Source organism: Azorhizobium oxalatiphilum, from assembly GCF_014635325.1.
GTDB classification, from domain to species: Bacteria; Pseudomonadota; Alphaproteobacteria; order Rhizobiales; family Xanthobacteraceae; genus Azorhizobium; species Azorhizobium oxalatiphilum.
The window spans coordinates 272,422-297,932 of the sequence record NZ_BMCT01000002.1 but is presented as its reverse complement, the minus strand read 5'-3'; the positions used below and the strand labels follow the sequence as shown (position 1 = coordinate 297,932).

At 63.9% G+C, this 25,511-nt stretch carries 21 protein-coding genes, 1 tRNA gene and 1 pseudogene; 12 read left to right on the top strand and 11 right to left on the bottom strand.

Annotation, left to right across the window (positions count from 1 at the left end; genetic code table 11):
• Window positions 1–34 precede the first annotated feature (34 nt).
• Window positions 35–526 carry an outer membrane protein assembly factor BamE gene (locus tag IEW24_RS09880; RefSeq protein WP_188577979.1) on the bottom strand — a complete coding sequence of 164 codons (492 nt, stop codon included), beginning with the start codon at window positions 524–526 and terminating at the stop codon, window positions 35–37.
• Between the two features lie 303 nt (window positions 527–829).
• Between IEW24_RS09880 and IEW24_RS09875 the strand changes: the two genes are divergently transcribed.
• The 6 genes and pseudogenes from IEW24_RS09875 to IEW24_RS09850 all read left to right on the top strand — a co-directional run.
• Window positions 830–1,399, top strand: coding sequence for a ubiquinol-cytochrome C chaperone family protein (locus IEW24_RS09875; protein WP_188577977.1), 570 nt, complete (start codon window positions 830–832; stop codon window positions 1,397–1,399).
• A 4-nt stretch (window positions 1,400–1,403) separates the two neighbouring features.
• A complete protein-coding gene (locus IEW24_RS09870) occupies window positions 1,404–1,934 on the top strand; it encodes a YceD family protein (protein WP_188577974.1) in 531 nt (176 codons plus the stop codon).
• Between the two features lie 97 nt (window positions 1,935–2,031).
• Entirely contained in the window at window positions 2,032–3,102 is a 1,071-nt protein-coding gene (gene plsX / locus IEW24_RS09865; protein ID WP_188577972.1) for a phosphate acyltransferase PlsX, read from the top strand.
• Window positions 3,099–4,073, top strand: a complete 975-nt coding sequence (locus IEW24_RS09860; protein WP_188577971.1) for a beta-ketoacyl-ACP synthase III — start codon at window positions 3,099–3,101, stop codon at window positions 4,071–4,073. The genes plsX and IEW24_RS09860 overlap by 4 nt, the downstream gene beginning before the upstream one ends.
• An 84-nt stretch (window positions 4,074–4,157) precedes the next feature.
• Entirely contained in the window at window positions 4,158–4,475 is a 318-nt protein-coding gene (locus IEW24_RS09855; RefSeq protein WP_188577969.1) for an integration host factor subunit alpha, read from the top strand.
• 13 nt (window positions 4,476–4,488) lie between these two features.
• Window positions 4,489–4,747: pseudogene (locus IEW24_RS09850) on the top strand (MerR family transcriptional regulator); the annotation flags it as partial.
• 1,871 nt (window positions 4,748–6,618) lie between these two features.
• Here the strand turns inward: IEW24_RS09850 and IEW24_RS09845 are convergent.
• Window positions 6,619–7,005, bottom strand: coding sequence for a septal ring lytic transglycosylase RlpA family protein (locus IEW24_RS09845; protein ID WP_188577967.1), 387 nt, complete (start codon window positions 7,003–7,005; stop codon window positions 6,619–6,621).
• A 347-nt stretch (window positions 7,006–7,352) separates the two neighbouring features.
• Entirely contained in the window at window positions 7,353–9,014 is a 1,662-nt protein-coding gene (locus IEW24_RS09840; RefSeq protein WP_188577965.1) for a Na/Pi cotransporter family protein, read from the bottom strand.
• A 208-nt stretch (window positions 9,015–9,222) separates the two neighbouring features.
• Here IEW24_RS09840 and IEW24_RS09835 point away from each other — a divergent pair.
• Window positions 9,223–9,300, top strand: a tRNA-Pro gene (locus IEW24_RS09835).
• Between the two features lie 128 nt (window positions 9,301–9,428).
• On the opposite strand, the gene IEW24_RS09830 is transcribed toward IEW24_RS09835, so the two are convergent.
• Entirely contained in the window at window positions 9,429–10,196 is a 768-nt protein-coding gene (locus IEW24_RS09830; RefSeq protein WP_244644283.1) for an IclR family transcriptional regulator, read from the bottom strand.
• 171 nt (window positions 10,197–10,367) lie between these two features.
• Between IEW24_RS09830 and IEW24_RS09825 the strand changes: the two genes are divergently transcribed.
• From IEW24_RS09825 to IEW24_RS09810, 4 genes are all read left to right on the top strand, one after another.
• Entirely contained in the window at window positions 10,368–11,678 is a 1,311-nt protein-coding gene (locus IEW24_RS09825; RefSeq protein WP_188577961.1) for an MFS transporter, read from the top strand.
• The gene (rhmD, locus tag IEW24_RS09820; protein ID WP_188577960.1) at window positions 11,678–12,859 is read left to right on the top strand and encodes an L-rhamnonate dehydratase; all 1,182 of its coding nucleotides are present in this window, start codon (window positions 11,678–11,680) and stop codon (window positions 12,857–12,859) included. Before IEW24_RS09825 ends, rhmD begins: the two co-directional genes overlap by 1 nt.
• A gap of 129 nt (window positions 12,860–12,988) precedes the next feature.
• Window positions 12,989–13,843, top strand: coding sequence for a fumarylacetoacetate hydrolase family protein (locus IEW24_RS09815; protein WP_188577958.1), 855 nt, complete (start codon window positions 12,989–12,991; stop codon window positions 13,841–13,843).
• Window positions 13,843–14,592, top strand: coding sequence for an SDR family NAD(P)-dependent oxidoreductase (locus tag IEW24_RS09810; RefSeq protein ID WP_188577956.1), 750 nt, complete (start codon window positions 13,843–13,845; stop codon window positions 14,590–14,592). The genes IEW24_RS09815 and IEW24_RS09810 overlap by 1 nt, the downstream gene beginning before the upstream one ends.
• A gap of 94 nt (window positions 14,593–14,686) precedes the next feature.
• On the opposite strand, the gene IEW24_RS09805 is transcribed toward IEW24_RS09810, so the two are convergent.
• The gene (locus IEW24_RS09805) at window positions 14,687–16,618 is read right to left on the bottom strand and encodes an AI-2E family transporter (protein WP_188577954.1); all 1,932 of its coding nucleotides are present in this window, start codon (window positions 16,616–16,618) and stop codon (window positions 14,687–14,689) included.
• Window positions 16,619–16,855: 237 nt separating this feature from the next.
• On the opposite strand from IEW24_RS09805, the gene IEW24_RS09800 reads away from it, so the two are divergent.
• Entirely contained in the window at window positions 16,856–17,650 is a 795-nt protein-coding gene (locus IEW24_RS09800) for an MBL fold metallo-hydrolase (protein ID WP_188577952.1), read from the top strand.
• Window positions 17,651–17,801: 151 nt separating this feature from the next.
• Here IEW24_RS09800 and IEW24_RS09795 read toward each other — a convergent pair whose 3' ends face one another.
• The 6 genes from IEW24_RS09795 to IEW24_RS09770 all read right to left on the bottom strand — a co-directional run bounded on the left by IEW24_RS09795 (window position 17,802) and on the right by IEW24_RS09770 (window position 25,096).
• Window positions 17,802–18,443, bottom strand: coding sequence for an HAD-IA family hydrolase (locus IEW24_RS09795; protein ID WP_188577950.1), 642 nt, complete (start codon window positions 18,441–18,443; stop codon window positions 17,802–17,804).
• 279 nt (window positions 18,444–18,722) lie between these two features.
• Window positions 18,723–19,487: a phospholipase D-like domain-containing protein gene (locus tag IEW24_RS09790; RefSeq protein WP_188577948.1), complete on the bottom strand. Its 765-nt coding sequence runs from the start codon at window positions 19,485–19,487 to the stop codon at window positions 18,723–18,725.
• A gap of 812 nt (window positions 19,488–20,299) precedes the next feature.
• Window positions 20,300–20,797: a hypothetical protein gene (locus IEW24_RS28740; RefSeq protein ID WP_244644281.1), complete on the bottom strand. Its 498-nt coding sequence runs from the start codon at window positions 20,795–20,797 to the stop codon at window positions 20,300–20,302.
• Window positions 20,798–21,275: 478 nt separating this feature from the next.
• Window positions 21,276–22,379, bottom strand: coding sequence for an ATP-binding protein (locus tag IEW24_RS09780; protein WP_188577944.1), 1,104 nt, complete (start codon window positions 22,377–22,379; stop codon window positions 21,276–21,278).
• 9 nt (window positions 22,380–22,388) lie between these two features.
• The gene (locus tag IEW24_RS09775) at window positions 22,389–24,542 is read right to left on the bottom strand and encodes an integrase catalytic domain-containing protein (protein WP_188577941.1); all 2,154 of its coding nucleotides are present in this window, start codon (window positions 24,540–24,542) and stop codon (window positions 22,389–22,391) included.
• A gap of 29 nt (window positions 24,543–24,571) precedes the next feature.
• Window positions 24,572–25,096: a hypothetical protein gene (locus tag IEW24_RS09770; protein WP_188577940.1), complete on the bottom strand. Its 525-nt coding sequence runs from the start codon at window positions 25,094–25,096 to the stop codon at window positions 24,572–24,574.
• Window positions 25,097–25,511 lie beyond the last annotated feature (415 nt).

The following is a 25,511-nucleotide window of genomic DNA, read 5'->3' as shown; positions in this document are numbered from 1 at the left end:
CCCCCGCCGGGAGCAGCCGATCACCAGCGCGGCATCACTGCCCCGGCGACATCATCGGGCCGGCGGAGAAGTCGGTGGCCGAGATGAGCTGGCGGATGACGCTCAGTTCCTGACCGCTGGTGGGCGTGCTCTGCGACACGAAGTCGAAGATCTTGCCGTCCTGCAGGCCGTAATTGGCAATGCGGGTGACGCGCTTGTTCTTGTCGAAATAGACCGCCAGCACCTTCTGCTCGGTGATCTCCGGCTTCAGGAAGGCCACCCGCTTCTCGGTCTGGGAGATGTAATAGAAGGTGTCGCCGCTCACCGTGGACACGGTGGAAGGGGTGCCCAGCACGAGGAGCACCTGCTCGCGGCTGGAGCCCACCGGAACCTGCTCGAGCGCGCCTTCGCTCAGCACATAGCCGCGCTGGTAGGTGCGCACGATGCCGCTCGCCGCGGTGCCGGTGCCGGTGATGGTCGGCATGCCCATATTGCCGGGGTTGCCGCCGCAACCTGCAAGGGTGGTCGTCCCGAGGGCGAGAGCCATGACGGCGGCCAATGGAACCCGCCGCACCGGATGGGACGAGGCAGACTTCTGTTCAGACCGCGCTGGTGCCACGCTGTACCCCTCAAATTCCTGCAATGACCTGCGAATCGCTGGGTCTGGACCCTAGCGCTCCGCGTTAAAGAACGTCCTACCACATCGACCCACCGATGCGACGAAGCCGACCCGGCACCGCCTCGGCCATGCCGCGACGGGATGCTGCCCTTGCCAGCGGGAGCCGCGCACGCTACGCCGCTCCTCACATTTAGCGTCGGGCATTGGGCCAGCGCACAGCCTCAAACCACCATGCTGAGATTGTTTCGCCGATCCGAGACGCGGGCGACCATTGAGCGCCTGTATGGCGCCATCGTGGCACAGGCCCGGCAGCCGGTGTTCTACACCGACTTTGTCGTGCCCGACACCACGGAAGGCCGCCTCGAACTGATGATGCTGCACACTTTCCTGCTATGCCGCCGCCTCGGCAGCGGCGGGGAAGCCGAGCGGACCGTGGCGCAGGAGGTCTTCGACCTGTTCCTGTCCGATCTCGATCGTACCCTGCGGGAGATGGGAATCGGCGACCTGTCCGTGCCCAAGAAGATGAAGAAGATCGGCCGCGCCTTCTATGATCGCACGGCGGCCTATGATGCCGCCCTTGCCGAAGGCGGCAGCGCGGGCGAGACGCATCTGGCGCAGGCCTTGGCCCGTAACCTGTTCGAACGTTATGAAGGCGGCACGCCGTCGGGCGGCTCAGCCGCTCCCGCCGCCGGCCTTGCCGCTTACGTACTGGCCGCCGCCGCCGCCCTTGAGAACCAGCCGGCGGAAACGCTGCTGCGCGGCGAGCTGGCATTTCCGATTCCCCAGGCGGAGGAGACCTGAGACCGTGTCCGAACTGTCCTATAGCCAGACACTTCTCGTGTCGGACATCCCGCCGCAGGGCCTCGATCTGACCCTGACGCCGGATGCCGCCGTCTGTGCCGCCGTGGCGAAGCATCTCGACATTCCCGCCGTGCTCTCCCTGAGCGCGCGCCTGCATATCGGGCAGGAACGCGCCGATGGGGCGCGGGTGACTGGCGTCGTGAAGGCGCGGGTGACGCAGATTTCCGTCGTGTCCCTCGAACCCTTCGACGAGGATGTGACGGAAGATGTGGACGTGCGCTTCGCCACCGCCGCCATCATCGCCCGCGAGGTGGCCGATGCGCCGGAGGACGGTGATTTCGACCCGCCGGACCTGATCGAGAACGGAACCATCGACCTAGGCGTTCTGGTCACTGAATTCCTCGCGCTCGGCCTTGAGGCCTATCCGCGCAAGTCGGGAGAGGTATTCGAGCCCCATCTGGAATCAACTGGGGACGAGCCGGAAGCCAAGGAGTCGCCGTTTGCCGCCTTGGCGCAGTTGAAGAACAAGCCTTGAACATGCAGCGCAGTTGCGATGCGCGGGCGAGCGGCTATTGTCCGCGCGCTTGCGCCGTGCGCACCAAGTCAGAGGGAATTCCGGGAACGATGGGCCGATGAGCGCACCCGTTCGCATCGCAATTGACGCCATGGGCGGGGACCACGGTCCCGAAACCATCCTTGCCGGGGTGGAGATCGCTCGCGTGCGGCATCCCGATGCCCAATTCGTGCTGTTCGGCGACGAGCCGCGCATCAAGACCATCCTCGCCCGCTATCCGGCGCTGGCAGCCGCCTCCCGCATCGTCCACACGGACATCGTTGTGGGCATGGACGACAAGCCGAGTCAGGCGCTGCGGCGCGGCCGCTACCGTTCGTCCATGTGGCGCTCCATCGACGCGGTGAAGCAGCACGAGGCGGATGCGGCGGTTTCGGCGGGCAATACCGGCGCGCTGATGGCCATGGCCAAGGTCAACCTGCGCACCATGCCCGGCATCGACCGGCCGGCCATCGCCGGCATCTGGCCGACGCTGCGCGGCGAAAGCATCGTGCTCGACATCGGCGCCTCCATCGGCGCCACCGCCCGCAGCCTGATCGAGATGTCGATCATGGGTAGCGCCATGGCGCGCAGCATCTTCGACATCGAGAGCCCCACCGTCGGCCTGCTCAATGTGGGCACGGAAGAGATCAAGGGCGCCGAAGAGGTGAAGGAAGCCGGCCGCATCCTGCGCGAGGAGGGCGTGGCCGACGTCAATTACCATGGCTTCGTGGAAGGCAACGACATCGGTGCCGGCACGGTGGACGTGGTGGTGACGGAGGGCTTCACCGGCAACATCGCCCTGAAGACCGCCGAAGGCACCGCCAAGCAGCTCGCCTCCTATCTGCGCGCGGCCATGGGCCGGAGCCTGCGGGCCCGCATCGGCTATCTGTTCGCGCGGGATGCCTTCAACGTGCTGCGGGAGAAGATGGATCCGCGCCGCTCCAATGGCGGCGTGTTCCTCGGCCTCAACGGCATCGTGATCAAGAGCCATGGCGGCACCGACGCGGAAGGCTTCGCCTACGCCGTCGATCTCGCCTACGACATGGTGCGCCACCATCTCCTGCAGCGCATCGAAAAGAGCATCGTCAGCAGGCTACCCGCGACGGCGTCACGCGGCGTGGAGTCGGCGGAAGCGGAAGGACAATCGTGACCGGCTTGCATTCTGTGGTTCGTGGCGTGGGTTCCTACCTTCCCGAGAAGGTTCTCACCAACGCCGATCTTGCGCGACTGGTGGACACATCCGACGAATGGATCGTGCAGCGCACCGGCATCAGTGAGCGCCATATCGCCGCAGAGGGCGAATTCACCTCGCATCTGGCGCTCAAGGCCGCGCGCGCTGCGCTGGCCGATGCCGGCCTTCAGCCGAGCGACATCGACCTCATCGTGCTGGCCACCTCCACGCCTGACCAGACCTTTCCCGCGACTGCGGTGAGCGTTCAGAGCGAGCTGGGCATCACCCACGGCGCGGCGTTCGACCTGCAGGCGGTCTGCTCGGGCTTCGTCTTCGCCGTGTCCACGGCCGATGCGCACCTGCGCACGGGCGCCTTCAAGCGGGCGCTGGTGATCGGCGCCGAGACCTTTTCGCGCATCCTCGACTGGGAAGATCGCGGCACCTGCGTGCTGTTCGGCGACGGGGCGGGCGCGCTGATCCTTGAGGCGGTTCCCGAGGCCGAAGCGCAGGGCAGGGGCGTTCTGACCTCCCATCTGCGCTCGGACGGACGCCACCGGAGCAAATTGTTTGTGGATGGCGGCCCCTCCACCACCGGCACGGTCGGCCACCTGCGCATGGAGGGCCGCGAGGTCTTCAAGCATGCGGTCGGCATGATCACCGACGTGATCATCGATGCCTTCAAGGCCACCGGCCAGTCGGCGGAAACCATCGACTGGTTCGTTCCGCATCAGGCCAACCGCCGTATCATCGACGCGAGTGCCCAGAAACTGGGCATTGCGCCGGAAAAAGTCGTCACCACTGTGCAAGGTCACGGCAACACGTCGGCGGCTTCCATTCCGCTCGCGCTGGACGTCGCCCGGCGCGACGGGCGCATCAAGGACGGCGATCTTGTCCTGCTGGAGGCCATGGGCGGCGGCTTCACCTGGGGCTCGGCGCTTCTGCGTTGGTAAATAACGCATTAAGAGCGTTGACCGCACTCGGCGGGCATGGCTAGGTTTCTCGAAAGAGGTGTCCTCGAGGGGCCGGGAAGACACATGACTGGACGGACTGTTACGCGTGCCGATCTGTGCGAGGCTGTCTACCAGCAGGTGGGCCTGTCGCGCACGGAATCCGCAGCGCTTGTTGAGATGGTGCTGAGCGAGATCGCCGACTGCCTGGCGAAGGGGGAGACCGTCAAGCTGTCCTCCTTCGGCTCGTTCGTGGTGCGGAACAAGGGCCAGCGCGTCGGCCGCAATCCCAAGACCGGCGAGGAAGTGCCGATCGAGCCCCGCCGGGTGATGGTGTTCAAGCCGTCCAGCATCTTGAAGAATCGCATCAACGGGCGCACAGGAAAGGCTTCCGGACGCGAGTGAGGAGCCATGAGGCGTGGTTGACGCGAGGAATCTCGATAAGTCCCCCGACGCCTTCCGCACCATCAGCGAGGTGGCAGACGAACTCGATCTGCCGCAGCACGTCCTGCGCTTCTGGGAAACCAAGTTTACACAGATCCGGCCCGTAAAGCGGGCCGGCGGGCGACGCTATTATCGCCCCGACGACGTGGAGCTGCTGCGCGGCATCCGTCATCTGCTCTATCGCGACGGCTACACCATCAAGGGCGTGCAGAAGATCCTCAAGGATCAGGGCGTGCGCCACGTGCAGGCGGTCGCCTATGACGACGGCGAGCCCGCTCCCGCTCCGGTCGAGGCAACTGCGCCCCGTGTGCGCGAGGAGGGCGGCGGCATCAGTGGCCTGCTCGGCGGCCTGTTGCCGCGTCGGCGCGCCACCGACAAGCTCGCGGACAACCCGAGCCGTGGCGCTCCCGCCGACGAGCCGCCGTTGCCCTTTCCCGATTTCGCCAGCTTCACGCCGCGCACGGAAGAGCAGGCTCCGCCGCGCCGTCCGAAGGCCGAGCCGCCGGTGCAGCCAGCCCCAGCCCGCAGCGAGCCGAGCTTCGACGCGCCCGATTTCCACGAACCGGTGCTGCGGGAACGGGATGCGGCTCTGTTCGATGAACCGGAGTTCCACGCCCGGCCGCTGACGGAGCCTTCGCTGGCACCTGCCGCGAACCGCCGCCCCGCTTCCGCGCCGCTGCAACGGCCGAGCCGTGGCCCGGCCTCGCGCGTGCCCGAACGGCCGGCCGCTCCGGAGCTGGAAGACCCGCTGCTGCCCTTCTTCGACGATGAGGAGCCAGACGCGCAGGAGAACGCTTCCGAGCCTCTGGACGCCCGTATCCGGCGCCTGAAGGAAGCCACGCCTGCCCCTGAGCCGCCGGTGGCGGAGGAGCGGGGACCGCCGGAGGAATATATCCCGGCCCGGGCGCGCAAGCGGCCTGCAGAACCGCCGCCGGCGGCTGCCCCGGCGCCGCCGCTCCACGAGGCGCGGGTGCCGGCGCGGCCCGAACCCGTCTTTGAGGCCGACCTGTCCGATGAGGATATGGACGCGGAAGACGAGATGGGCGTCCCGCCCGAACCCGACACCTGGCGCGGAGGCCGTCCTGTCGCCGGTGACGACCGCATGCGCGATCCGCGCGCGGGATCGTATGCCGCGCCTCGGGCTCCCGCACGTGCCGGCCCGGATGTGCATGACGACTGGCCGGAAGATGAGCCCTATCTGCGCGCGCCCCAGCCCGGACGCGCGCCGGATCGCGGCCCGACGCCGCTACGGGCCGACAGGACACCGCCCGCCGACCCCTTCTTCGACGGGCCGCCGGCCGCCTATGGCCGCCTTGGTCCCTTGCGGGGGCCGCTGGAAGAATATGATCCGGCTCAGGAGATGCCCCGTCCCGCAGGGGCGGATCACGGCCTGCGGGCGGATCGGCGTGATCATTATGCTGCTGATCCCCGGTGGCCGGAGCAGCGCCCCGCCGCGCCGCCCCATGATGGCCGGTACACGCCTGCACACGGGGCACCGGACCATGCCGCTTATGGCCAGAGGCCGCGTGAAGACCGCCATCCGTCCTATGAGCGACGGCCGGAGCCTCAGGCGCGGTCAGGCGCGGGATGGGAACCTGAGGATGCGGAGAGCTGGGACGGGCAGCAGTACACCCCGCCCGAGCCGCACCGTCCGGGACCGCCGGAGCAGTATCTCCCGCCGCATCTGCGCTCGGAGCCGCGTCTGTCCGGGGCACCGCAGCCCCCGGCACCGATCCTCTCGCGGGATGATGTGAGCCGTCTGCAGGCGGCCCTGTTCGAGCTGTCGGAATGCCGGCGGATTATCACCGCGCTCGGCAGCGAGCCTCGCAGCGGCTCCGAATAGGCCGGTCCGGCGCGTCGACGCCAGTCGTTACCAAAATCTAAAAACTGCCGTCTGGCGGGGAACCTCCCCGCCGTGCTCGTGTTGGATGGATGCAAGCAACGACAGTTGCCCCTGTCGGCCCCCTGGACGTCGGCCTCGGCCGGCGTTCAGGGGGATATTCATTGCGCAAGGTTTCAGGCACGAAACCGCGCGCGGGATCGTTCGCCCCGGCTGTGATGTCGGGCGCGTGAGAAAGCGAATGCTTGCGAACCCCTTGGGGTCTCACGGTTCGTTCGACGACACCGTGTCATTCACCACGGACAGGGCCACCTTGGTCAGGCCGGCACCGTGGAAGCCGAGCTGTCCTGCTGCGGCCTTGGAAACGTCGATGACACGGCCCCGGACAAACGGGCCCCGGTCATTGATACGGACCACGATGGTGCGTCCGTTCTTGAGATTGGTTACGCGAACCTTCGTACCGAAGGGAAGCGAGCGATGGGCTGCCGTGAGGGCGTTGGGATTGAAACGCTCTCCACTGGCTGTGCCGCGGCCCTGCCAGTAGTACGAGGCGATACCGGTCTGTTTCACTTCACCGGCATATGCTGCCGGGCCAAAAGCCGTAATCGTCAGTGCAAGCGATGCAAGCAGAAGCCCCTTTCGGATCTCCATTCCCGCAACCTCCATTGTTGTTGATGGAAGTGCCGCCAATGGCCGTGCAATAAGGCAAGAATGTCACGCGCAGGGGGCGAGGCAATGGTTCGTACAACCTGAGAGGTACATCAGGACCGGCCAGATCAATTTATCCACAGGGGTGTGGCCGGAAAGTCGCGTTTCCCACTTGACCGGAATTTCGGCAAACAGCGCAGCTGCAGTTTGCCTCAGTCTCGGAGTTTTTCGCTTCTTTTTCAGTCCATTATTGCTGCGCACCCTGGAATGGCTGGCGTATGGCCTGCCAAGTCTTCCGGAGGTGCCTGGGGGTGGGATTCGTCCACAGCCTCACGCTACGGCAGCATTTATTATCCAAGTTCCGAAGCAATTCTGCTTGGCAGCAGGTCGCCTTCCCGCTGAAGCACCGGATAGGCGGTGCCGGCCACGAGATGGGCATTCACCCGTTTCAGATCCCTCACCACATCGAGTTGCAGGCCGCTGGTCTCGGCGGTTTCGATCTTGCCTGCCCGCAGGCGATCGAAATGGCTCTGGGTGGCGCGGGTCTCCAGATCGCGGAACACCGCCTTTTCCGCCGCCAGCAGGCGGGCGGTGCGGGCGTCATTGGTCATGAACAGGGCGCCGGCAGTGCGCAGATTGCCGATCACGCGCTCCACCATGGCGGCGATCTCGCTTTGCCCCTCAGGTGAGAAGGCAAGGCCCCGCTTCAGCCGCTTGGCGGCCAGCGGCAGAAGTGAATTGTCCAGCACGTCCCCCGCATGCTCCATATTGGTGGAGAAGGCGAGGATCTCGTCGAGGCGGCGATGGTCCTCCGCGCTCAGAGCTTCGCTGTCCAGCCGCATGAGATAGGCCTGGATGGACGAGTTCAGCCGATCCAGCACATCATCCAGCCGCTGGGCCTCGGGAATACGCGGGCGGGCGTCCTTCTCCAGCGCATCGCGGGTGCAGGCGAGCATGGTTTCCAATATGTCGGCGAGCCGCAGCGCCTCGCGCGCCGCATTGCCCAGCGCCACCACCGGCGTCTCCAGCGCCGCGGGATCGAGATAGAGCGGGCGCGCCGGATCGCTCTCCGCCACCTTCACCGGAAACAGCTTGCGCAGGAGGGTTGCGAACGGGTTCAGGAACGGCAGAAAGGCGACGGCGAGAATCAGGTTGAACAGGGTGTGGAAGTCCGCCACCGCGCGGGCGGTCGCCGGCTCGACCCCGATCAGAAAACGCGAGATGGGGTCGAGCAGCGCCAGCGCCACCACTGTGCCGACCAGACGGTTGAGCAGATTGCCGAACGGCACCCGGCGCGAGGCCGGATCGCTGGCGGAGCTGGCCTCCAGCAGGGGATTGAGCGCACTGCCGAGATTGGCGCCGATCACCAGAGCGAGCGCCGCTTCCGGCGCCACCACGCCCTTGGCGCCCAGCGACATGGCCAGCAGCACCACGGCGACACTGGAATGTGCGACCCATGTCAGCACCGCCGCCACGGCCACCGCCACCACCGGCTGGGTGGAAACGGCCCCCATCAGCATCCGCAGGCTCGGCGCATCCTCATAGGGCGTGATGAGGGCGATGAGCTGATGCAGGGAGAGCAGCATCAATCCGAGGCCGATGGCCACCTTGCCGATGTCGCGCGGCGCCTGCCCGTTGGCCCGGCGATACATGATGACGCCGATAAGAATGAGGGCAGGGGATAGAGGTGAGATGTCGAAAGACAGCACCTGCACCACCAGCGTGGTGCCGACGTTCGCGCCCAGCATCACCGCCAGCGCCGGAACAAGGTCCACCAGCCCGGTGGCAGCGAATCCCGCCACCATGAGGCCGGTGGCCGTGCTGCTCTGAAGCACGGCAGTGACGCCGAGGCCGGCGAGGAAGGCGCGGGCGCGGGTCTTCAGTGCACCGGCCAGAAAGCTGCGCAGACGCGGTCCGAACGCGCTCTGGACGCCGTTCTGCACCATGTGGGTGCCCCACAGCAGCAGGGCGATGCAGCCCGCAAGGTCCAGCAGAGTCACCGGAAAAGTCACGCGTCCGCTCCTCATGCCCAATTGGCGACGATGGCATGGCAGCAGGGTGCGTCAAGTCGCCCATAGGGAAGGCGAGGGGGAGGGCACGCCTTTGCCGGGGACAACCGGGATATTCGCTCTTGTCGAGTAGGGTGCGATGGTCTAACTCTCCGCGCCAAGTCAGGGGCGCCGACGATGTTCGTCGCTTCTGATTCAGAGCGGTGCTTGACGGGCAGTAGCGCAGCCCGGTTAGCGCACTAGTCTGGGGGACTAGGGGTCGTGGGTTCGAATCCCGCCTGCCCGACCAACACACGTCAATGATTTGAGCGTCTCGCTCGGATCGCTGCTCTGTTAGAAAAGGCCGGAACGCAAAACGCGTTCCGGCCTTTTCTTTTCTGTCTCGCAGGCTCCGCAGGGGCGGGGCGCGAAGATGCCCTATCTTCGCCCTGCGCCTGGCCGCCAGCCCAATTCCCCGCTGATGCGATCCGCCGTGCCGGTCACGGTGACGGACAGTGCCTTCATGCGGGCATCGTCCATATAATGGGAGGCACTCGAAAGGCTGATGGCACCGACTGTCTGGCCGGCGGCATCGCGGATGGGGGCCGCCACACAGCGCACGCGCGGCTCGTTCTCTTCCAGGTCGAACGCGTAGCCCCACTCGGCATAATTGCGCATGCGACCGAGCCAGATCTCGCGCAGATCCGCACTCTTGGGGTTAGCTGCTGCGCCGATTTCGAAAAAGCGCTCCCAGAGATCCTGATCCGCGCCCAGAATCAGCGCCTTGCCGAGGCCGGTGGACCAGACCGGGTGCCGTTCACCGACGCGGGAGGAAATCTCGAAGCGGCGCCGGCCCGGAATCTTGTCCAGATACAGGGCCCAGTCGCCCTCCAGCACGCCCAGATGCACCGTGTCCTCGGTTTCCGCCGCCAGCAGATCGAGGTGAGGGCGGGCGATACGGGTGAGGGGGCGTTGCGTGCGCGCCCGTGCGCCAAGCTCCAGCATCTTTGGGCCGAGCGAATAGCCCTCGCCGGGCGCGAACCGCAGATAGCCGCGCGCCGCCAACCCGCTGGCGAGGCGATGGGTGGTGCTGCGCGTCAGCCCGACAGCGGCCGACAAGTGGTTGAGATCTATCGGTTCCTCGGATGCGGCCTCGATCACATCGAGGGCCCGCATCACGGCCTGGCTGCCGGCCGGCGGCGTCACGGCATCATCCGGCGCGGCCTCGGTTCCCGGCGCATTTGGAGTTCTTGGAAGCTTCGACATCGTCGTTGACACCCTCCGGCACCTCCCATATCAAGCTATCCTACATAATAAGATGAAGTACCACAATATGGTACTCGACCGCAGCAACTGCTCAGCACCTGAGGAAACGCCATGGTGGACAATCCGACCCTTGAGAGGGCGACCGCGCGCGCCATGCGCCGTCTCGTCCCGTTCCTGCTCCTGATGTACGTGCTGTCCTTCCTGGACCGCGCCAACATCGGCTTTGCAAAAGATGCCTTTCAGGCGTCCGCTGGCATTTCCAATGCCGCTTATGCACTCGGCGCCGGTCTCTTCTTCCTGACCTATGCCGCCTTCGAAATTCCCAGCAACCTGATCATGCACCGCGTCGGTGCCAAGATCTGGATGTGCCGCATCATGGTGACGTGGGGCCTCGTGTCCGCCGCCATGATGTTCACCCAGGGCGAATACTCCTTCTATGCCCTGCGCCTTCTGCTCGGCGCGGCGGAAGCGGGCTTCTTCCCCGGTGTGATCCTCTACGTCACCTACTGGTTCCCGCAGGCCAAGCGCGGCCAGATCCTCGGCATGTTCTACTTCGGCGCCCCGCTGTCCTTCATCATCGGCGCCCCGCTTTCGGGCTACCTGCTGGAGCTGCACGGCTTCCATGGCCTCGAAGGCTGGCAGTGGATGTTCATGATTGAGGGTCTGCTGGCGAGCGCCGTCGGCGTCTGGGCCTTCTGGTATCTCGACGACAAGCCCGCCGACGCCAAGTGGATGCCCGCCGACGAGCGCAAGGCGCTGGTGGCTGCCATCGCCGCTGAGGACAGCGTGAAGGAAAGCCATGGCCATGCCGGCCTGAAGACGGCCTTCACCAATCCGCGTATCCTGCACTTCGTGCTGATCTACTTCCTGATCCAGATGAGCGTGTACGGCGTGGTGTTCTACCTGCCCACCCAGGTCGCTGCTCTGCTCGGCACCAAGGTTGGTTTCAAGGTCGGCCTTGTGACGGCGATCCCGTGGGTTTGCGCCATGTTCGCGACCTTCTTCATCCCGCGTCTCGCGGACCAGATGCGTCAGCACCGCATCCTCGCCGCCATCACGCTGTTCGTGTCCGGCGCCGGCATCGCGGTCTCGGCGGGCGCTTCCCCGGCCATCGCCCTCGTGGCGCTGTGCTTCGCTGCCGCCGGCTTCATCGCTGTGCAGCCGCTGTTCTGGACCTTCCCGACCCAGTATCTGGGCGGCGTGGCCGCTGCGGCCGGTATCGCGCTGATCAACGCCATGGGCGCGCTCGGCGGCTTCTTTGCCCCGAACGTCAAGAACTGGGCTGATGCGAGCTTCGGCGCTCCCGCTGGCCTCTATGTCCTCGCTTGCACGACCATGATCGGTGTCGTTGCCATCCTTCTGCTGGGGGGCGCCAGCAAGTCCGCAGCCACCAAGGCTGCAACCGCTCGAGGAGACCGCTGATGTCCGTGCCAACAATCCGTGAAGTCCGCGCCTTCGTGGTGCGTGGCGGCGGTGGCGATTATCACGACCAGCAGGGTAGCCACTGGATCGACGATCACATCGCGACCCCCATGTCCAAGTACCCGAACTACCGGCAGAGCCGCCGCACCTTCGGCATCAACGTGCTCGGCACGCTGGTGGTCGAGGTCGAGGCCTCGGACGGCACGGTCGGTTTCGCTGTGACCACCGGCGGCGAGCCCGCCGCCTGGATCGTGGAGAAGCATCTCGCCCGCTTCATCGAGGGCGCCAAGATCACCGACATCGAGCTGATGTGGGATCAGATGTACCGCTCCACGCTCTATTACGGGCGCAAGGGCCTGGTGGTGAACACCATCTCCGGCGTCGATCTGGCGCTGTGGGATCTGCTCGCCAAGTGGCGCAAGGAGCCGGTGTACAACCTGCTCGGCGGCGCGGTGCGCGACGAACTGCAGTTCTACGCCACCGGCGCGCGGCCCGATCTCGCCAAGGAGATGGGCTTCATCGGCGGCAAGATGGCCCTGCACCATGGTCCGGCCGAAGGGGAGGAGGGTCTGCGCAAGAACCTCGATATCCTCAACGACATGCGGAACAAGGTCGGCAAGGACTTCTGGCTGATGCAGGACTGCTGGATGGCGCTGGACGTGGAATACGCCACGCGCTTCTCCAACATCGCCTGGAACGAGATGGGCCTGAAGTGGACCGAGGAAGCCCTGCCTCCGGACGACTACTGGGGCTATGCGCAGCTCAAGAAGAACGCGCCGAAGGGCCACCTCATCACCACCGGCGAGCACGAAGCCACCCGCTGGGGCTTCAAGATGCTGCTCGACATGGAATGCTGCGACATCATCCAGCCGGACGTGGGCTGGTGCGGCGGCATCACCGAACTGATCAAGATCACGGCGCTCGCGGATGCGGCCGGCGTGCTCGTGGTCCCGCACGGTTCGTCCGTCTACAGCTACCACTTCGTCATCACCCGGCATAACAGCCCGTTCGCCGAGTTCCTGATGATGCATCCGGTGCCGGATCAGGTGGTGCCCATGTTCACCCCGCTGCTGCTGGATGAGCCTGTGCCGGTCAACGGCCGTCTCAAGCTGGACGACAAGCCCGGCTTCGGCGTGCGCCTGAACCCCGAGTGCAAGCTCTCGCGTCCCTACACCCACTGAGCGCGAACCGACCGGCCGGAAGCAGCTTCTGCTTCCGGTTGCTCGACACGTCGCCCGATTCTTGAAAAGAGACGGGTCCGTCAGTGCCTTTGATCTGGCCGGCTTCGTCTCTCAGCAGGAAATGATCCCATGAAGCTTCTGCGTTACGGCCCCGCGGGCCAGGAAAAGCCCGGCCTCCTCGACGATGCCGGCAAGATCCGCGACCTCTCCGGCGTGGTGTCGGACCTCGACGGCGCCGCCATCACCCCCGAGGGCCTCGCCAAGCTGAAGGCCCTCGACGTGTCCTCGCTCCCGGTGGTCGAAGGGTCGCCGCGCTACGGCGCGCCCGTCGCCAACGTGGGCAAGTTCATCGCCATCGGCCTGAACTTCACCGACCATGCCGAAGAGTCCGGCATGCCGATCCCCACCGAGCCGGTGGTGTTCACCAAGGCCACCTCCTGCATCCAGGGGCCGAACGACGACGTGATGATCCCGCGCGGATCGAAGAAGACCGACTGGGAAGTCGAGCTCGGCATCGTCATCGGCAAGCGCGCCACCTACGTGGAGAAGGACGAAGCTCTCGATTACGTGGCCGGCTACGTCCTCATCAACGATGTGTCCGAGCGCGAATTCCAGACCGAGCGCGGCGGTACCTGGGACAAGGGCAAGGGCTGCGACACCTTCGGCCCCATCGGCCCGTGGCTCGTCACCAAGGATGAAGTGGGCGACGTGCAGAAGCTCGGCATGTGGCTCGAGGTGAACGGCAAGCGCGTCCAGAACGGCAATACGGACACCATGATCTTCGATGTGAAGACCATCGTTTCCTACCTGTCCGAGTTCATGACCCTGCTGCCGGGCGACATCATCACCACCGGCACGCCTCCCGGCGTCGGCATGGGCATGAAGCCGACCCCCGTCTACCTGAAGGCCGGCGACACCATGGCGCTCGGCATCGACAAGCTGGGTGTGCAGAAGCAGACCTGCATTGCGTGGGAGAAGAAGTGATGGCTGATACCACGCGCTTTTCCGGCCGCGTCGCGGTCGTGACCGGCGGTGCCGCCGGCATCGGTCTCTCCGTTGCCCAGCGCATCGTCGCCGAGGGTGGCAAGGTGGCGATCTGGGATCGCGATCCCGCCGCCACCGCCAAGGCCGCTGCCGATATCGGCGCCTCGGCCATCGGCATCGCCCTCGACGTGTCCGACTGGCCGGCAGTGGAAGCTGCCGCCAAGAAGGTTGTCGACACCTTCGGCCAGATCGACATCCTGGTGGCGAGCGCCGGCATCACCGGCCCGAACACCACCACCTGGACCTACCCGGTCGAGGACTGGAAGAAGGTCATCGACGTCAACCTGAACGGCGTCTTCTACTGCGACAAGGCCGTGGTGCCTTACATGCTGGAGAAGGACTACGGGCGCATCGTCAACATCGCCTCCATCGCCGGCAAGGAGGGCAATCCCAACGCCCCGGCGTACAGCGCCTCGAAGGCCGGCGTGATCGGCCTGACCAAGTCGCTGGGCAAGGAACTGGCGAAGAACAAGATCACCGTGAACGCCGTCACCCCGGCGGCCGTGCGCACGGCGATCTTCGACCAGATGACGCAGGCCCACATCGACTTCATGCTGTCGAAGATCCCCATGGGGCGCTTCGGCCAGATCGACGAAGTGGCGGCTCTCATCTGCTGGCTGGCCTCGGAGGAATGCTCCTTCACCACCGGCGGCGTGTTCGACGTCTCCGGCGGCCGCGCCACCTACTGATCGGCGCCCCACACGGGTTTCGCCGTTACGGCGTTTGCGACAGGCGGCCTTCGGGCCGCCTGTTTGCGTTTGACCAGCAGGGAAGGCGGGGACGCTATTGCTCCGCAGGCAGTCGCAGGGACGGCCCGGCGGTCCCGTGGGTGCGCCCAGCCTCCTGTGCCCCATGGGCAAGGCGCGCCGCAGCCGCCACCGCATCGGCGGCGGTGGTGACGGAGGGATCGTCGATCTCCTCCAGCGCGCTCCGGGCATTGCGATCCCCATGCGCGCCCCAGGCCCCGAGCAGCACAGCCACATCCGGCAGATGACGCCGCAGGCGGCGCACCGCATAGCGCAACTGCGCCATGCCGCCGCTGTCGAGCGAGGACACCATCACCAGCGCCGCCGCGTTCGCATCGAGCTTGGCGAGATGTCCGCGCTGCAAAGCCGCCGGGCCTTCCACCCGCGCCGGCAGGCCGTGAGCGGTGAAGACGAGCGCCATCAGCATGGCTGCCGCCTCATCGAGGCCCGTGCGCGAGCCGATGCACAGCACCGGGTGATCGCCTGTCCAGGCCGAGGGCAGGGGAGAACGGTCGATCCAGCCGGGCAGGGCGCCGCCCTCCCCGCGCTGCACCGCCAGCGGTTCCTCGTCTCCCGGTCCGAGGTTGTAGATCAGCTCGCCGACGCTGGCCCGGATGCGCTCGATTCGTTCCTCGCCCAAAGCGCCCCGCGCATGGTCGTGCTGGGCAAGCCGCAGCGCCGGCAGCGCTACCTCGTCCACATAGGAGGCCAGCGGCTGGTCCTTGAGATAGTCCTCGGCGGTGGAGGTGGCCTCGACAGGATCGCCCGCCAGCATGCGCTGGTAGAACAGCTCGGGCGCGCTGAGCGGCGGACGATCGCCCAGCATCACGTCCAGGAATTCCAGTTGCTCCACGTGACGGCCGAGCACCACGAGGCAGAGCGTGAGCGGGGTCGCCAGAACGAGCCCGATCGGCCCCCAGAGCCAGGTCCAGAAGGTCGCCGAGGCGATCACCGCCACCGGTGAGAGGCCAGTGCTGCGGCCGTAGACCAGCGGCTCGATGATGTGGCCGACGATAGGTTCGATCACCACGAACAGCGCCACGGTGGCGAGCACCATGGTCCAGCCCGGATCCACCGCCAGCGCCAATGCGGACGGCAGCACCGCTGCGATGATCGCGCCCACATAGGGCACGAAGCGCAGCACCGCCGCCAGCAAGCCCCACAGAATGGCACTTGGCACGCCGATGAGCGTCAGGCCGATGCCGATCACCGCGCCGAAGCCGGCATTCAGCACCACCTGCGCGAGGAAGAAGCGCGACAACCGGGCGCCGGCATCATCCAGCGCCGCCGTGGTGCGCTGGATGTCATGGGCGCCGGCGAGGCGGATGAAGCGGTTTCGAAGGTCCTCCCGCTGTAGCAGGATGAAGATGAGGAAGATGAAGATGATGCCGGTGGTGGCCAGCGGATGGATCAGCGGCTGGAGCACGGAGCTCAGCATGCCCAGCGTCCCGGGCGCGGGCTGGTGTATCTCCACCGGCAGCGGCGTACGCTCCGAGCTCTCACCGGGGGAACGCGGCTGCGGCTGTGGGCGGTTCAGCTCGGTAGACAGATCCTGCAGCATGCCGGCCACCCGCTCCATGGTGCCAGAGCCCGCCGTGGCGCCCTTCAGGGAGCGGATCTTCTCCTGCAGGTTCCATTGATATTGCGGCAAGTCGCTGGCCAGTTGCCCGACCTGACTCGCCACCACCGCCCCGATGGCGAGCAGCGCCAGAAAGGTCACGACGACCGCCGCCATGACGGAAAGGGTCTTCGGCATTTTTAGCCGGCGCAGGATGACCAGTATGGGGGCCAGGACGAAGCTGAGCAGAATGGCCAGCGCCACTGGAACGAAGACGTCACGGCCCACATAGAGCACGGTGATGATGGCCAGCGCGCCGATGAGGGTCGTCACATAGCCATCCCGCGAGGGCGGACGCGCCATGCGGGCGGGTGCCGGCTCACTGAGAATGGAGGTGTCCCGTGGCGGCATGGCCGGCGTCTCCCCGTCACATCCTGCGCCTGACGGCTCGCAGGGATTGCGGACGCCACGCCATTGCGAGCACAACGCCGGGAGCGCCTGCGCGGTTGCGTGCTACAGCCACGTTTCATGAATGGGCCGAGGGACGGTGCAGCGGGCCCCAAAGCCGCGCCGGGGAGGCTTGGAGAATCTCAGGCAGGCGCGTAAGCCTCGCTATGCCGCGGGTTGGCGGTCCAGCCAGGACATTCCATGACCCTGACATTCACCATTCTGGGCTGTGGCTCCTCGGGCGGGGTGCCGCGCGTGGGGCAGGGCTGGGGTGCCTGCGATCCCAATGAACCGCGCAACCGCCGCCGTCGCTGCTCCCTGCTGGTCCGTCGTTTCGGACCGAATGGCACCACCACCGTTCTGGTGGATGCCTCGCCGGACCTGCGCGAACAGTTGCTGGACGCCGGCATCACCAATCTCGATGCCCTGCTGATCAGCCACGAGCATGCTGACCACACCCATGGCATCGACGACGTACGCCCGTTGGTGATCCATAACCGGCGGCGGATGGACACCTATATGGACGAGGAGACGTCGGCGATCATGCACCGGCGTTTCGGCTATTGCTTCGTGACCCCGCCGGGCAGCAATTACCCGCCGATCCTGACCGAGCATCGGTACCATGAGGGCCGGGAGATCACGATCAGCGGGGCAGGGGGCGACATCACCGCTCTGCCCTTCCGCCAGCACCATGGCGACATCGATGCCTTCGGCTTCAGATTCGGCAATGTCGCTTATTCCAGCGATGTGAACGGATTTCCGGACAACTCATTGCCACATATCGAGAATCTGGATGTCTGGATTCTTGATGCTTTGCGTGAGACGCCGCACCCAAGTCATTTCAGTCTGTCAGAGGCGCTGGACCATATCGACCGCCTGCGCCCTGCCCGCGCCATCCTCACCAACCTGCACACCGATCTGGATTACCGAACGCTGGCGGAGCGTCTGCCCGACGGGATCGTGCCGGCCTATGACGGTATGACTTTCGAGGCATGAAGCGCCTTCGTCGGCGCCTTTAAATCTTTGCGCATCGCATTGCTTTTTATACATTTTTGCAGCGATGCAATGCGCGGACGTGATGAAGGCGGCGATGGCTGCGGGCAGGGGCGGGGAGGCGCCGAGCCCTGCCCTGTATTGGGTCGCGCGGCTAGCTTCCGCTCAGGCCCAGAAGCTGCTCCTGGATGTCCCGGAAATCGATGAAGATCCTGTCCGGATTCAGCGCCAGGAGCGCTGCCGGCGCATTGTAGCCGAACGACACGGCGCCTGACGCAATACCGGCAGTCCGTGCCGCTTCAATGTCCCGCACCTCATCACCAATGGCGATCGTGCGGGCCGTGGCCGGCGCAAGCTGTCTTGCCATGGCGCGCAACTTCGCAGCCTTGCCCCACAGGGACGCGCCACATGAGAAGGCGTCGATATGGCTGCCTGCTGAGCCCAGCGTCCGTCGCACGGTGTCCTCGGAATTGGAGCTGACGACGGCCAATCGGGTGCCGTGCATCCGCAGGCTCTGCAGCGTGTCCTCGACGTCCGGAAACAAGGCATGGCTGCTGGCGGCCGCCAGTCTGCGCATGTGGAGGGCTATGGCCGGAACCTTCCATACGGGAACGCCAAGGCGCGCCATGATCTCCCGTGCACCCAATTGCCGGAGGTCATCGACTTCATCGGCGGCGACCTGCCGGAAATCGAACTGGCGCGCGGTATCGTTGAGGACCGAGCAGAACCACGGGAAGGTATCCGCCAGTGTCCCGTCGAAATCGAAGATCACGAGATCATAGGCTGGCTTGGTCATGGTTCCGGTCCGGGCTCGATCTCGATCATCGGCCTTAGCGCGGCGAACGGGCAGGCCACAAGCCGGACCATGTCGGCGTTGGAAAGCAACGGGAGGCGCCGTCTCTGGATACCGCTGTCGAGCAGCAGAGAACCCTGACTCGATTTCCCTTGAAATCGGACTTTTCCCACCCCTGATATCTGACTCGAATGGCGGAGAAGCCTGACTCTCTGCATGGGGATTGAGCGAAAAGGCTGACTCTGCGATCGGTGGCGCGCAAAAAGCCCAAATAGCTTGAAGTCAGCTGACGCCAATTCCAAATTCAGGCGCAACCCACTCGTACTTCCAATCCAATGGCTCGGACAACGCTGCTATGTCCGCATACTCGTGGAGATATGCGGATGCTATAGCGGTCGATCTTATAGATAAGCCATTCTCGAAGCTGAGAGATGCGGATTTACTCATGTTATAGCTTCCAGTCCACACCTCAACTGGTTTGTAGTCACAGTCCATTTCTTCTTCGCAGAAGACGAGAAATTTATTGTGCATACGCGCGAAGGCTGGCGACTTGTCTCTATTGTAATTTCCTACACATCGAAACGGATCGAAGCGATCATCATCGACACGACAATCGTGATCCGAGTAAAATCCCGAATGATGCCCGTATCCTTTCCACAAAGAGCCAAGTGTTGAAGTCTCCGGAAGCAGCGCATACGAAAATCCAGCACCAACCTCGCTGTAAGCCCTCCTCAATCTCTTTTTAAATCCGGTCGAGTCACCACCAATGTCGGGGCGAAACATATCTTCTTTTTGCATAATGATGGAAACATTTTTTCCGCGCATTGCGCGAATGATATCAAAATCGGTAAGCCATGCTACACATCCGGCAACAACAGGATATTTTTCTATTCGATTTATAATTTCTGTCTTTAGGTCCCTGAAATACACATCTATCCGAGCGTCTGTGTTTTCAATATTATTGATTCGAGGCTTTTCGCGCCCTGGGTCGACGCCGAATTTGGACACAAACTCAGTGTTGAATAGCGGTTGGGGCGAAATTGGCATGAAGAAGAAGTCCTATGGCCGGGTTGCCGATATCCAATTGTCTTCCCATCGGCCATGAAGACCCAACAGTTCGGTGTGACCTGCCAAATTCCCGCTCCCGTCATGGTGCGTTACGCTCCCAGCACCATGATCGACGACATCGACAGCGGCTTGCTTGAGGAAGAGTGAGCGCAACGTTTGGATGCTTCCGCTTGGCGCCAGCGCTTTGCCCCGAAAGAGTTTCGAACGAGCGATTGTACAGCATGAATTCATCATGTGGGCGGGAGTAGGATACATCGGCTCATGACGTTAAATCCAATTTCGCACCCTGTATTATTCATCGACGCTTGCGCCGACAGTAAACTTGATTAATTGTTCATATGCGAGAGGCGAATCTTCGTCGCAAACGCAGATGCAAGGAACGAAATTCGTATGTCTGATACATCAAGCCATAATGCGAACGCGAGCGAGAATGCTAACGTAAAGCAATTTAACCCGGACTTTTTCAGGGTTCACTCAAAAATATTTGTTCCAACGAAAGTGCGCCGTTTCAAAGAGGGGTCAATTTCGACGCGGATGAAGAACCCTGTAATCATTGACGGGATTCAGTCTATGAGAGCGAACGGTTGCTCCGCAAATGACATCGCTAAAGAGCTAATTAAATTTGGATTCGAAGGTAAAGTGAGTACCCTTGCCTCATACGTGCTCAGGATCATAAATGCGGAGCGAAATCAGACATCGAAAGCGACGACCTGAATTCGTTGGACGGCTTAATCGGGTGGGGCGCCAAAAAAGTGTCTCACCTAATTGTCGTAGAGTCAGCACGTTTAATGTTAGCGGGTTCGACCGCCATCCCACTTAATCTCATACGCCCGCTCGACATTGACGGGATGCCTGAAGATCTCCTGGAACATGACGCGCTCCATCTTTTCACCGAGATCGCGGTCTGGTGCCGAGAGGACGAAGTGGAAGACGTTGCATAGGACATCCCGCGCCCATCGGTGCTTCGCATCCTCGGCTCCGACGATCTCCGCGATGTAGCTCTCGAACCGCCTGGGCCAATCGGACAGCAGCCGAACTCCCTCGGACATGCACTCGGCAGTGCGGTCCCCGGCCCCATAAAGGTAAGTAGGCCCGAGGATGACAGAGGTACCGAGCTTGTTCAGTGTCACAGCTGCGGCCTCGAAGTTGACCTCGTCGAGGATCGGCAGCGCCAGCGGCTCGATTACGCCCAGACGACCCAATAGATAGCGATCAGCGAGGACATGCTGCTCGCAAACCGGCTCAGGCTCAGCATCGAGGAGATCATGGCCGCCGGAGCAGGTGATCATGCTCGGGCATTTCCAGGAAACAACGACCGCGCAGTGAGGGCAGCGGCAGTTGAGTTTCGTGTTGTGGAATGGGCATGTATGGATCGCATCGATGCTCCACCAAAAGCGGTTTTTGAGGTTCCAAAGCGGTGCGCGACCGCCAGTCGGAGCCGCGAGGTCGGCACGCCAGCAAGCGGGGCACCATCGTCGGCTCCACACCGACCATGGAGGGAGCGTCACAGCGTTGGGCTGACATAGTTGGTCTGCGCGGTCGGACTGGATCGGCGTCGCCCGGATGAGACTGTCGACGTCGGATGGCCCAAGTGGCTCCAGTATCCGCCGAAGGGACTCCTCGTCGCGGACGATCGGCGACCCCACGGCCCACTTTCGCGGTGATTTCCACGTCCATCCGTTCAGCAGACAGGCGCGCAACATATAATCGCGCGCGGATTCCTGGGGATCGACGGGTGGTCGCAGCGGCATACCCTCAAAGAAGCTGTCACTCATCGCAGGTGCCTTCACGAATCCCCCGCAGGCGGGTGATCTCACCCCAATCCTCACCCCGGATGCCCCGGACCTTGCTGGCATCCGCGACCAGGAAGGGGTTTCCGGCCGGGTCAACGGTCGTGATCTCTTCGAGCACAACAGCCAGATGATCCTCGCGATCGATCCTGGGAGCGCGATCGTCCAACGCTGCGAAGGCGGCTTCCTTCACGAGATGCATGGCGCGCCCTTGGAACCCACCCGTGGCGGCCATGAAGCGCCGGACCATCTCAGGCTCAGCCAGGTCGGACGAACGAGGGAATCCAAGGACATTGTCCACGGCCTTGAGAAACGCCCCCATTTCCCGAAGGCCCTCTTTCGTTGAGGACAGCTGGCGAATGGTGATCTTCTTGGCTCTGCGATCGAGTTCCCCGTTGATCTTGACGGCCTGCTGGACGAGAGGGACGCCTGCCAGAACGACTTGGATTGGATATGGCCTGAGCAGGTGTGGGATGCCGCATTCCGGCGTCGGCTGAAGCAGGGATTTTATCGTGTTCACGACCGCCTGGCGGACCTCCATTTTTGGGGTCACCAAGACATTGTGGAACTCGTCGATGGCCACGATGACCGTCCGCTGCCCGTACATCTGGTAGCGCAGGCGCTGCCAGACCTCTCCTTCCTTCGTCGACGGCGCAATCTCTGCGTCCGTCAGCCTTTTGTAGAGGACGCGTCCAAGGGTCTGGAGATTGCAAGGGGAGGGAGCGCGGACATACACGAGTGGCTGGATGGGGCCGAACATGTCGTGGGATGGCGCAAGCCGAGGGTCCTTCGGAAGCCTGTCCATCATGTGGGATTTCCCTGCGCCAGTCGGGGCGGCGAGGACGTTGCATTGCGCCTCCCCGGTCTTTTTCAGGGCCCGCGTGACCATTCGGTCGAAGGTCTGTCCAACTCGCTTCGCCGTGCCATCGGGCACGTGTATGCGTTCGATACGTTCCTTCAGCACAGCGATGGAGCGAGTTTCCTCATCGGGTCGAAGCGCGTCTGCAATGGCTCCCTCAAAACGAGAGCGGGCCTCGGTCGATTTCAGCGCATCCCGCAGTTTCGCAATGTCGAGTTCCACAGTCGCCTCCTAGTCGATGATCGCAATCAGCTCGCCCGCGACCTCTTCGCCATGATCGTGGAGGTCGCATTGGCTCAGAATGGCAGGTGCCGGGGCGGGGAGGGCGCCTACGCGGCGCGGGGAGTGTAGGGCGTCTGGATCGGCTTCCCTGCCCTTCCGCCCGCGGCGCCGGCGATGCTCGTCGCGCTCGCGCTCTTCCGTGCCCGTGCCCGGGTTTGCCGCCAGGTCCCACATGGGGTCATCCACATTGGTCTCGAACCAATGCAAGTCGGCCGACTTCATCCGGATCGGCTTCGTGCCTTTCCGCCGCGCTTCCTCGGCAAGGGCTAGTCGCGCCTGACGCAAGGTCTGAAGCGGAATACGGTTCCGGGCGGCCGTCCGTTTCCGGGCGAGCTCGACGGTTGCCCGCCATTCGATGAGCGAAATGCCTTCGGCCAACTCGGGATTGACGGCCGGGACCGGCAGCCATCGACCTTTCTCCTCGTCCATGATCAGCATGGCCCCAATGTCGAGCGGATCGACCTTGACCATGTACTTCTTGCCCAGGTGGCCTTTCCGACGATGCATCGCCTGCATCTCATGGCTCTGGTACTTGAGGCCGAGAAGCGTCACGCCCTCACCGTTCACCGTCCGATTGACGGTCAGCGCCAGGATCGCGTGCAGCTGTTCCGACGTGGGGGGGAGGTTCACTCCGGCACCAGCGAGGTCTTCCCAGCGCTGGAGAGGGGTTCGGGCGTCGATGCCCTTCCGGGGCCTGTTGTGCTGGATGTCCCCAACCCAGTAGCCGAACAGCCTCTGGATCTCGGCCAGGGTGTACACCGCGCGCTTTTCGCTCGGATAATCGCCCTTCTCCCGTTTATCCCGGAAGGTGCGCCCGCCCATGAACGCTAGGAAATCCCGATTGAGGGTTCCGATCAGGCGTTCGACCGTGCCCTTCAGGTTCGCCTTCTTGCGAGGGAGCCAGCATAATTCCATGCCGAGTTCGGCCGCTGCGGCCTTCAGCGAGTTGCTGTGGAACTCCATCCCGTTGTCCAGTCGGAGGCGTGTAGGCACGCCAAAGGCTGGGTGAGGGGTATCGCAGCCGTACTCCGTCATGTCTTTCGGCAGGATCGACATCCTGAGGCATGACATCACCGACACCCACGAAGGGGCGTCCCGGGAAATGTGCCAGCCTAGCACCATGCGCGTTGCGGTGCAGATCGCCGTGGTGATCCAGACGCGGAAGACGCGCTTCTGCACCTTCCCGTGCTTATTTATGAGGGGCGCCCCATCGTCATCGACAAGGAGCAGATCCACCCATGTGTGGTCGATCTCGACGACCTCGAGGGGGATTTGGGACTGCGGCGCCCTGCGTATGTGGCGGAATTTGCGCTCTGCCTCCTCCCGCCCCTTACGGTAATAGATCTCCTCGTACTCGCTGACATTCCGACGGACCCAACGGCGGACGGTGTCGATCGACGGAATGGATGGCGGATCGATCCGACCGATGCTGCCTCCCTCGAGGTCGCCGACTATGAGATCGTAGATGACCGTCAGGTCGGGCCTTTCAAGCGTCAGGTATCGCTCGGTGATCCACTTGGCGACCACCATCTCGACCTCGGGATCGAGGGACTCCGGCGCCTTGCCCTTCTTCGCGTTTTCGGGAACCAGGACCTGCGGGCATTTCCCCCGGCTGTACCGCCAGTACCAGTCTCGCAGCGTCGACCAGCCGACATATTCGAGCGGCACCTTGTCGTGGCGAACCCCATCCACGCGAATGGTGCGCGAGCGGCGCAGGCGGGCGACAAGCTTGGCGATATGGCGGTATCCGGCTTTGGTTTTGCTCACCACGCCCCGGGCGTGAAAGCGCTCCATTGCCCGGCAATACTCCAGACGCCTCAAGGCTTCCCTGCTATCCTGCGGTGAGAAAGCGTCGAGCGATTTCGCGATGTTCTCCTGCAACTCAGGTGGCAGGCTGGCGATGTCCCCACGGATGATCCTCAGGCGGTTCTTACCCTCGAAATACAGGGTTCCCAGATCTTCATGTGTCTTGGTTGTCGTGATCCGCCGCGCGCCCGTGCTCTGCAAGGTCATCCCGAGATGGTCTCGGCATAGAACGGTGTAAAGCACGTCGTCGATGACCAAGGCGTCGCCTTTGCCCAATCGAATTTGCGAGAAGGTCACGTTGTCCATCCTGGATGGCGGGGGTGGCGTCACGAACGGGGGATCTGGACGACCGCAAAGTCGTCGAGGATGTCATTCGCGTTGATGGGCTTGAGTTCGCGCATCGCGATCAGCTTGATGATCGCGCGAAAGGCCTGATTGCCGAGGCCGCAGGAGATGCGGAGATCACGTATGGAGGCCTTGCCTCCGAGCCTGTCGATGGCCGTCCGCACGGCGTGGAGATGCATCTGATCTGCGTCCACGCATCGTGCGTGCCCAACGAGAAGAGCGTTGGCCAAGCGATTGCCTGCCTTGATCTCGGTCTCAGTCCAGATCTCGACGGCGTCATAGCCAGCCTTGGCGGCCGCCTGCCGAACAGAATGGGCGTAGGCCGGATCACATTCCGGAAACGAGCGCTGTGATCGGTTCAGCAGCAGGCAGATCAGTCTGCCGTCGGTGAGACGCGCCGCTGCTGTCGGGTAGCAGGTCCGGATCTTGCGGCCATCTGACCAGCGAAAGGACGCCGGAGCCTCCTGATACGCGACGACATTGTCGTCCTCCTCGAGAAGCGCCATCAGGTGGCGGGCAGGAAGCCCTCTATAGGCTACACGCCGGAATCCCATGCCGGGCTTGCCCGAGCTGAACTCGCCACGGATAGATGGCGAGCTCCTCGGCGTCAGAGGACGCGAAGGCTGGGGTCGGGCAACGTAACGAGCGCGATACGGCACGGCGTCCTCCACTGTGTGTCCGTAGAGGGTTCCACAAGGCAAAAGCTGCCCATCGCTCCCGCGACGACCGCAGGAGCCAGGAACCCTCAGGTAAATTCGGAACACACCGTGATGCGTTGGCATCCAGTGAGGACAATCGGCCCGTCATCTGCGCCAGGCGCTGATGCGAATGCTCGAGTATGTCAGGTGCGGAAAAATGACCGCGGAGGATTCATATGCATTTCGAATCCTTCGCGCAAGAACTCATTCGCTCCGAATGCTC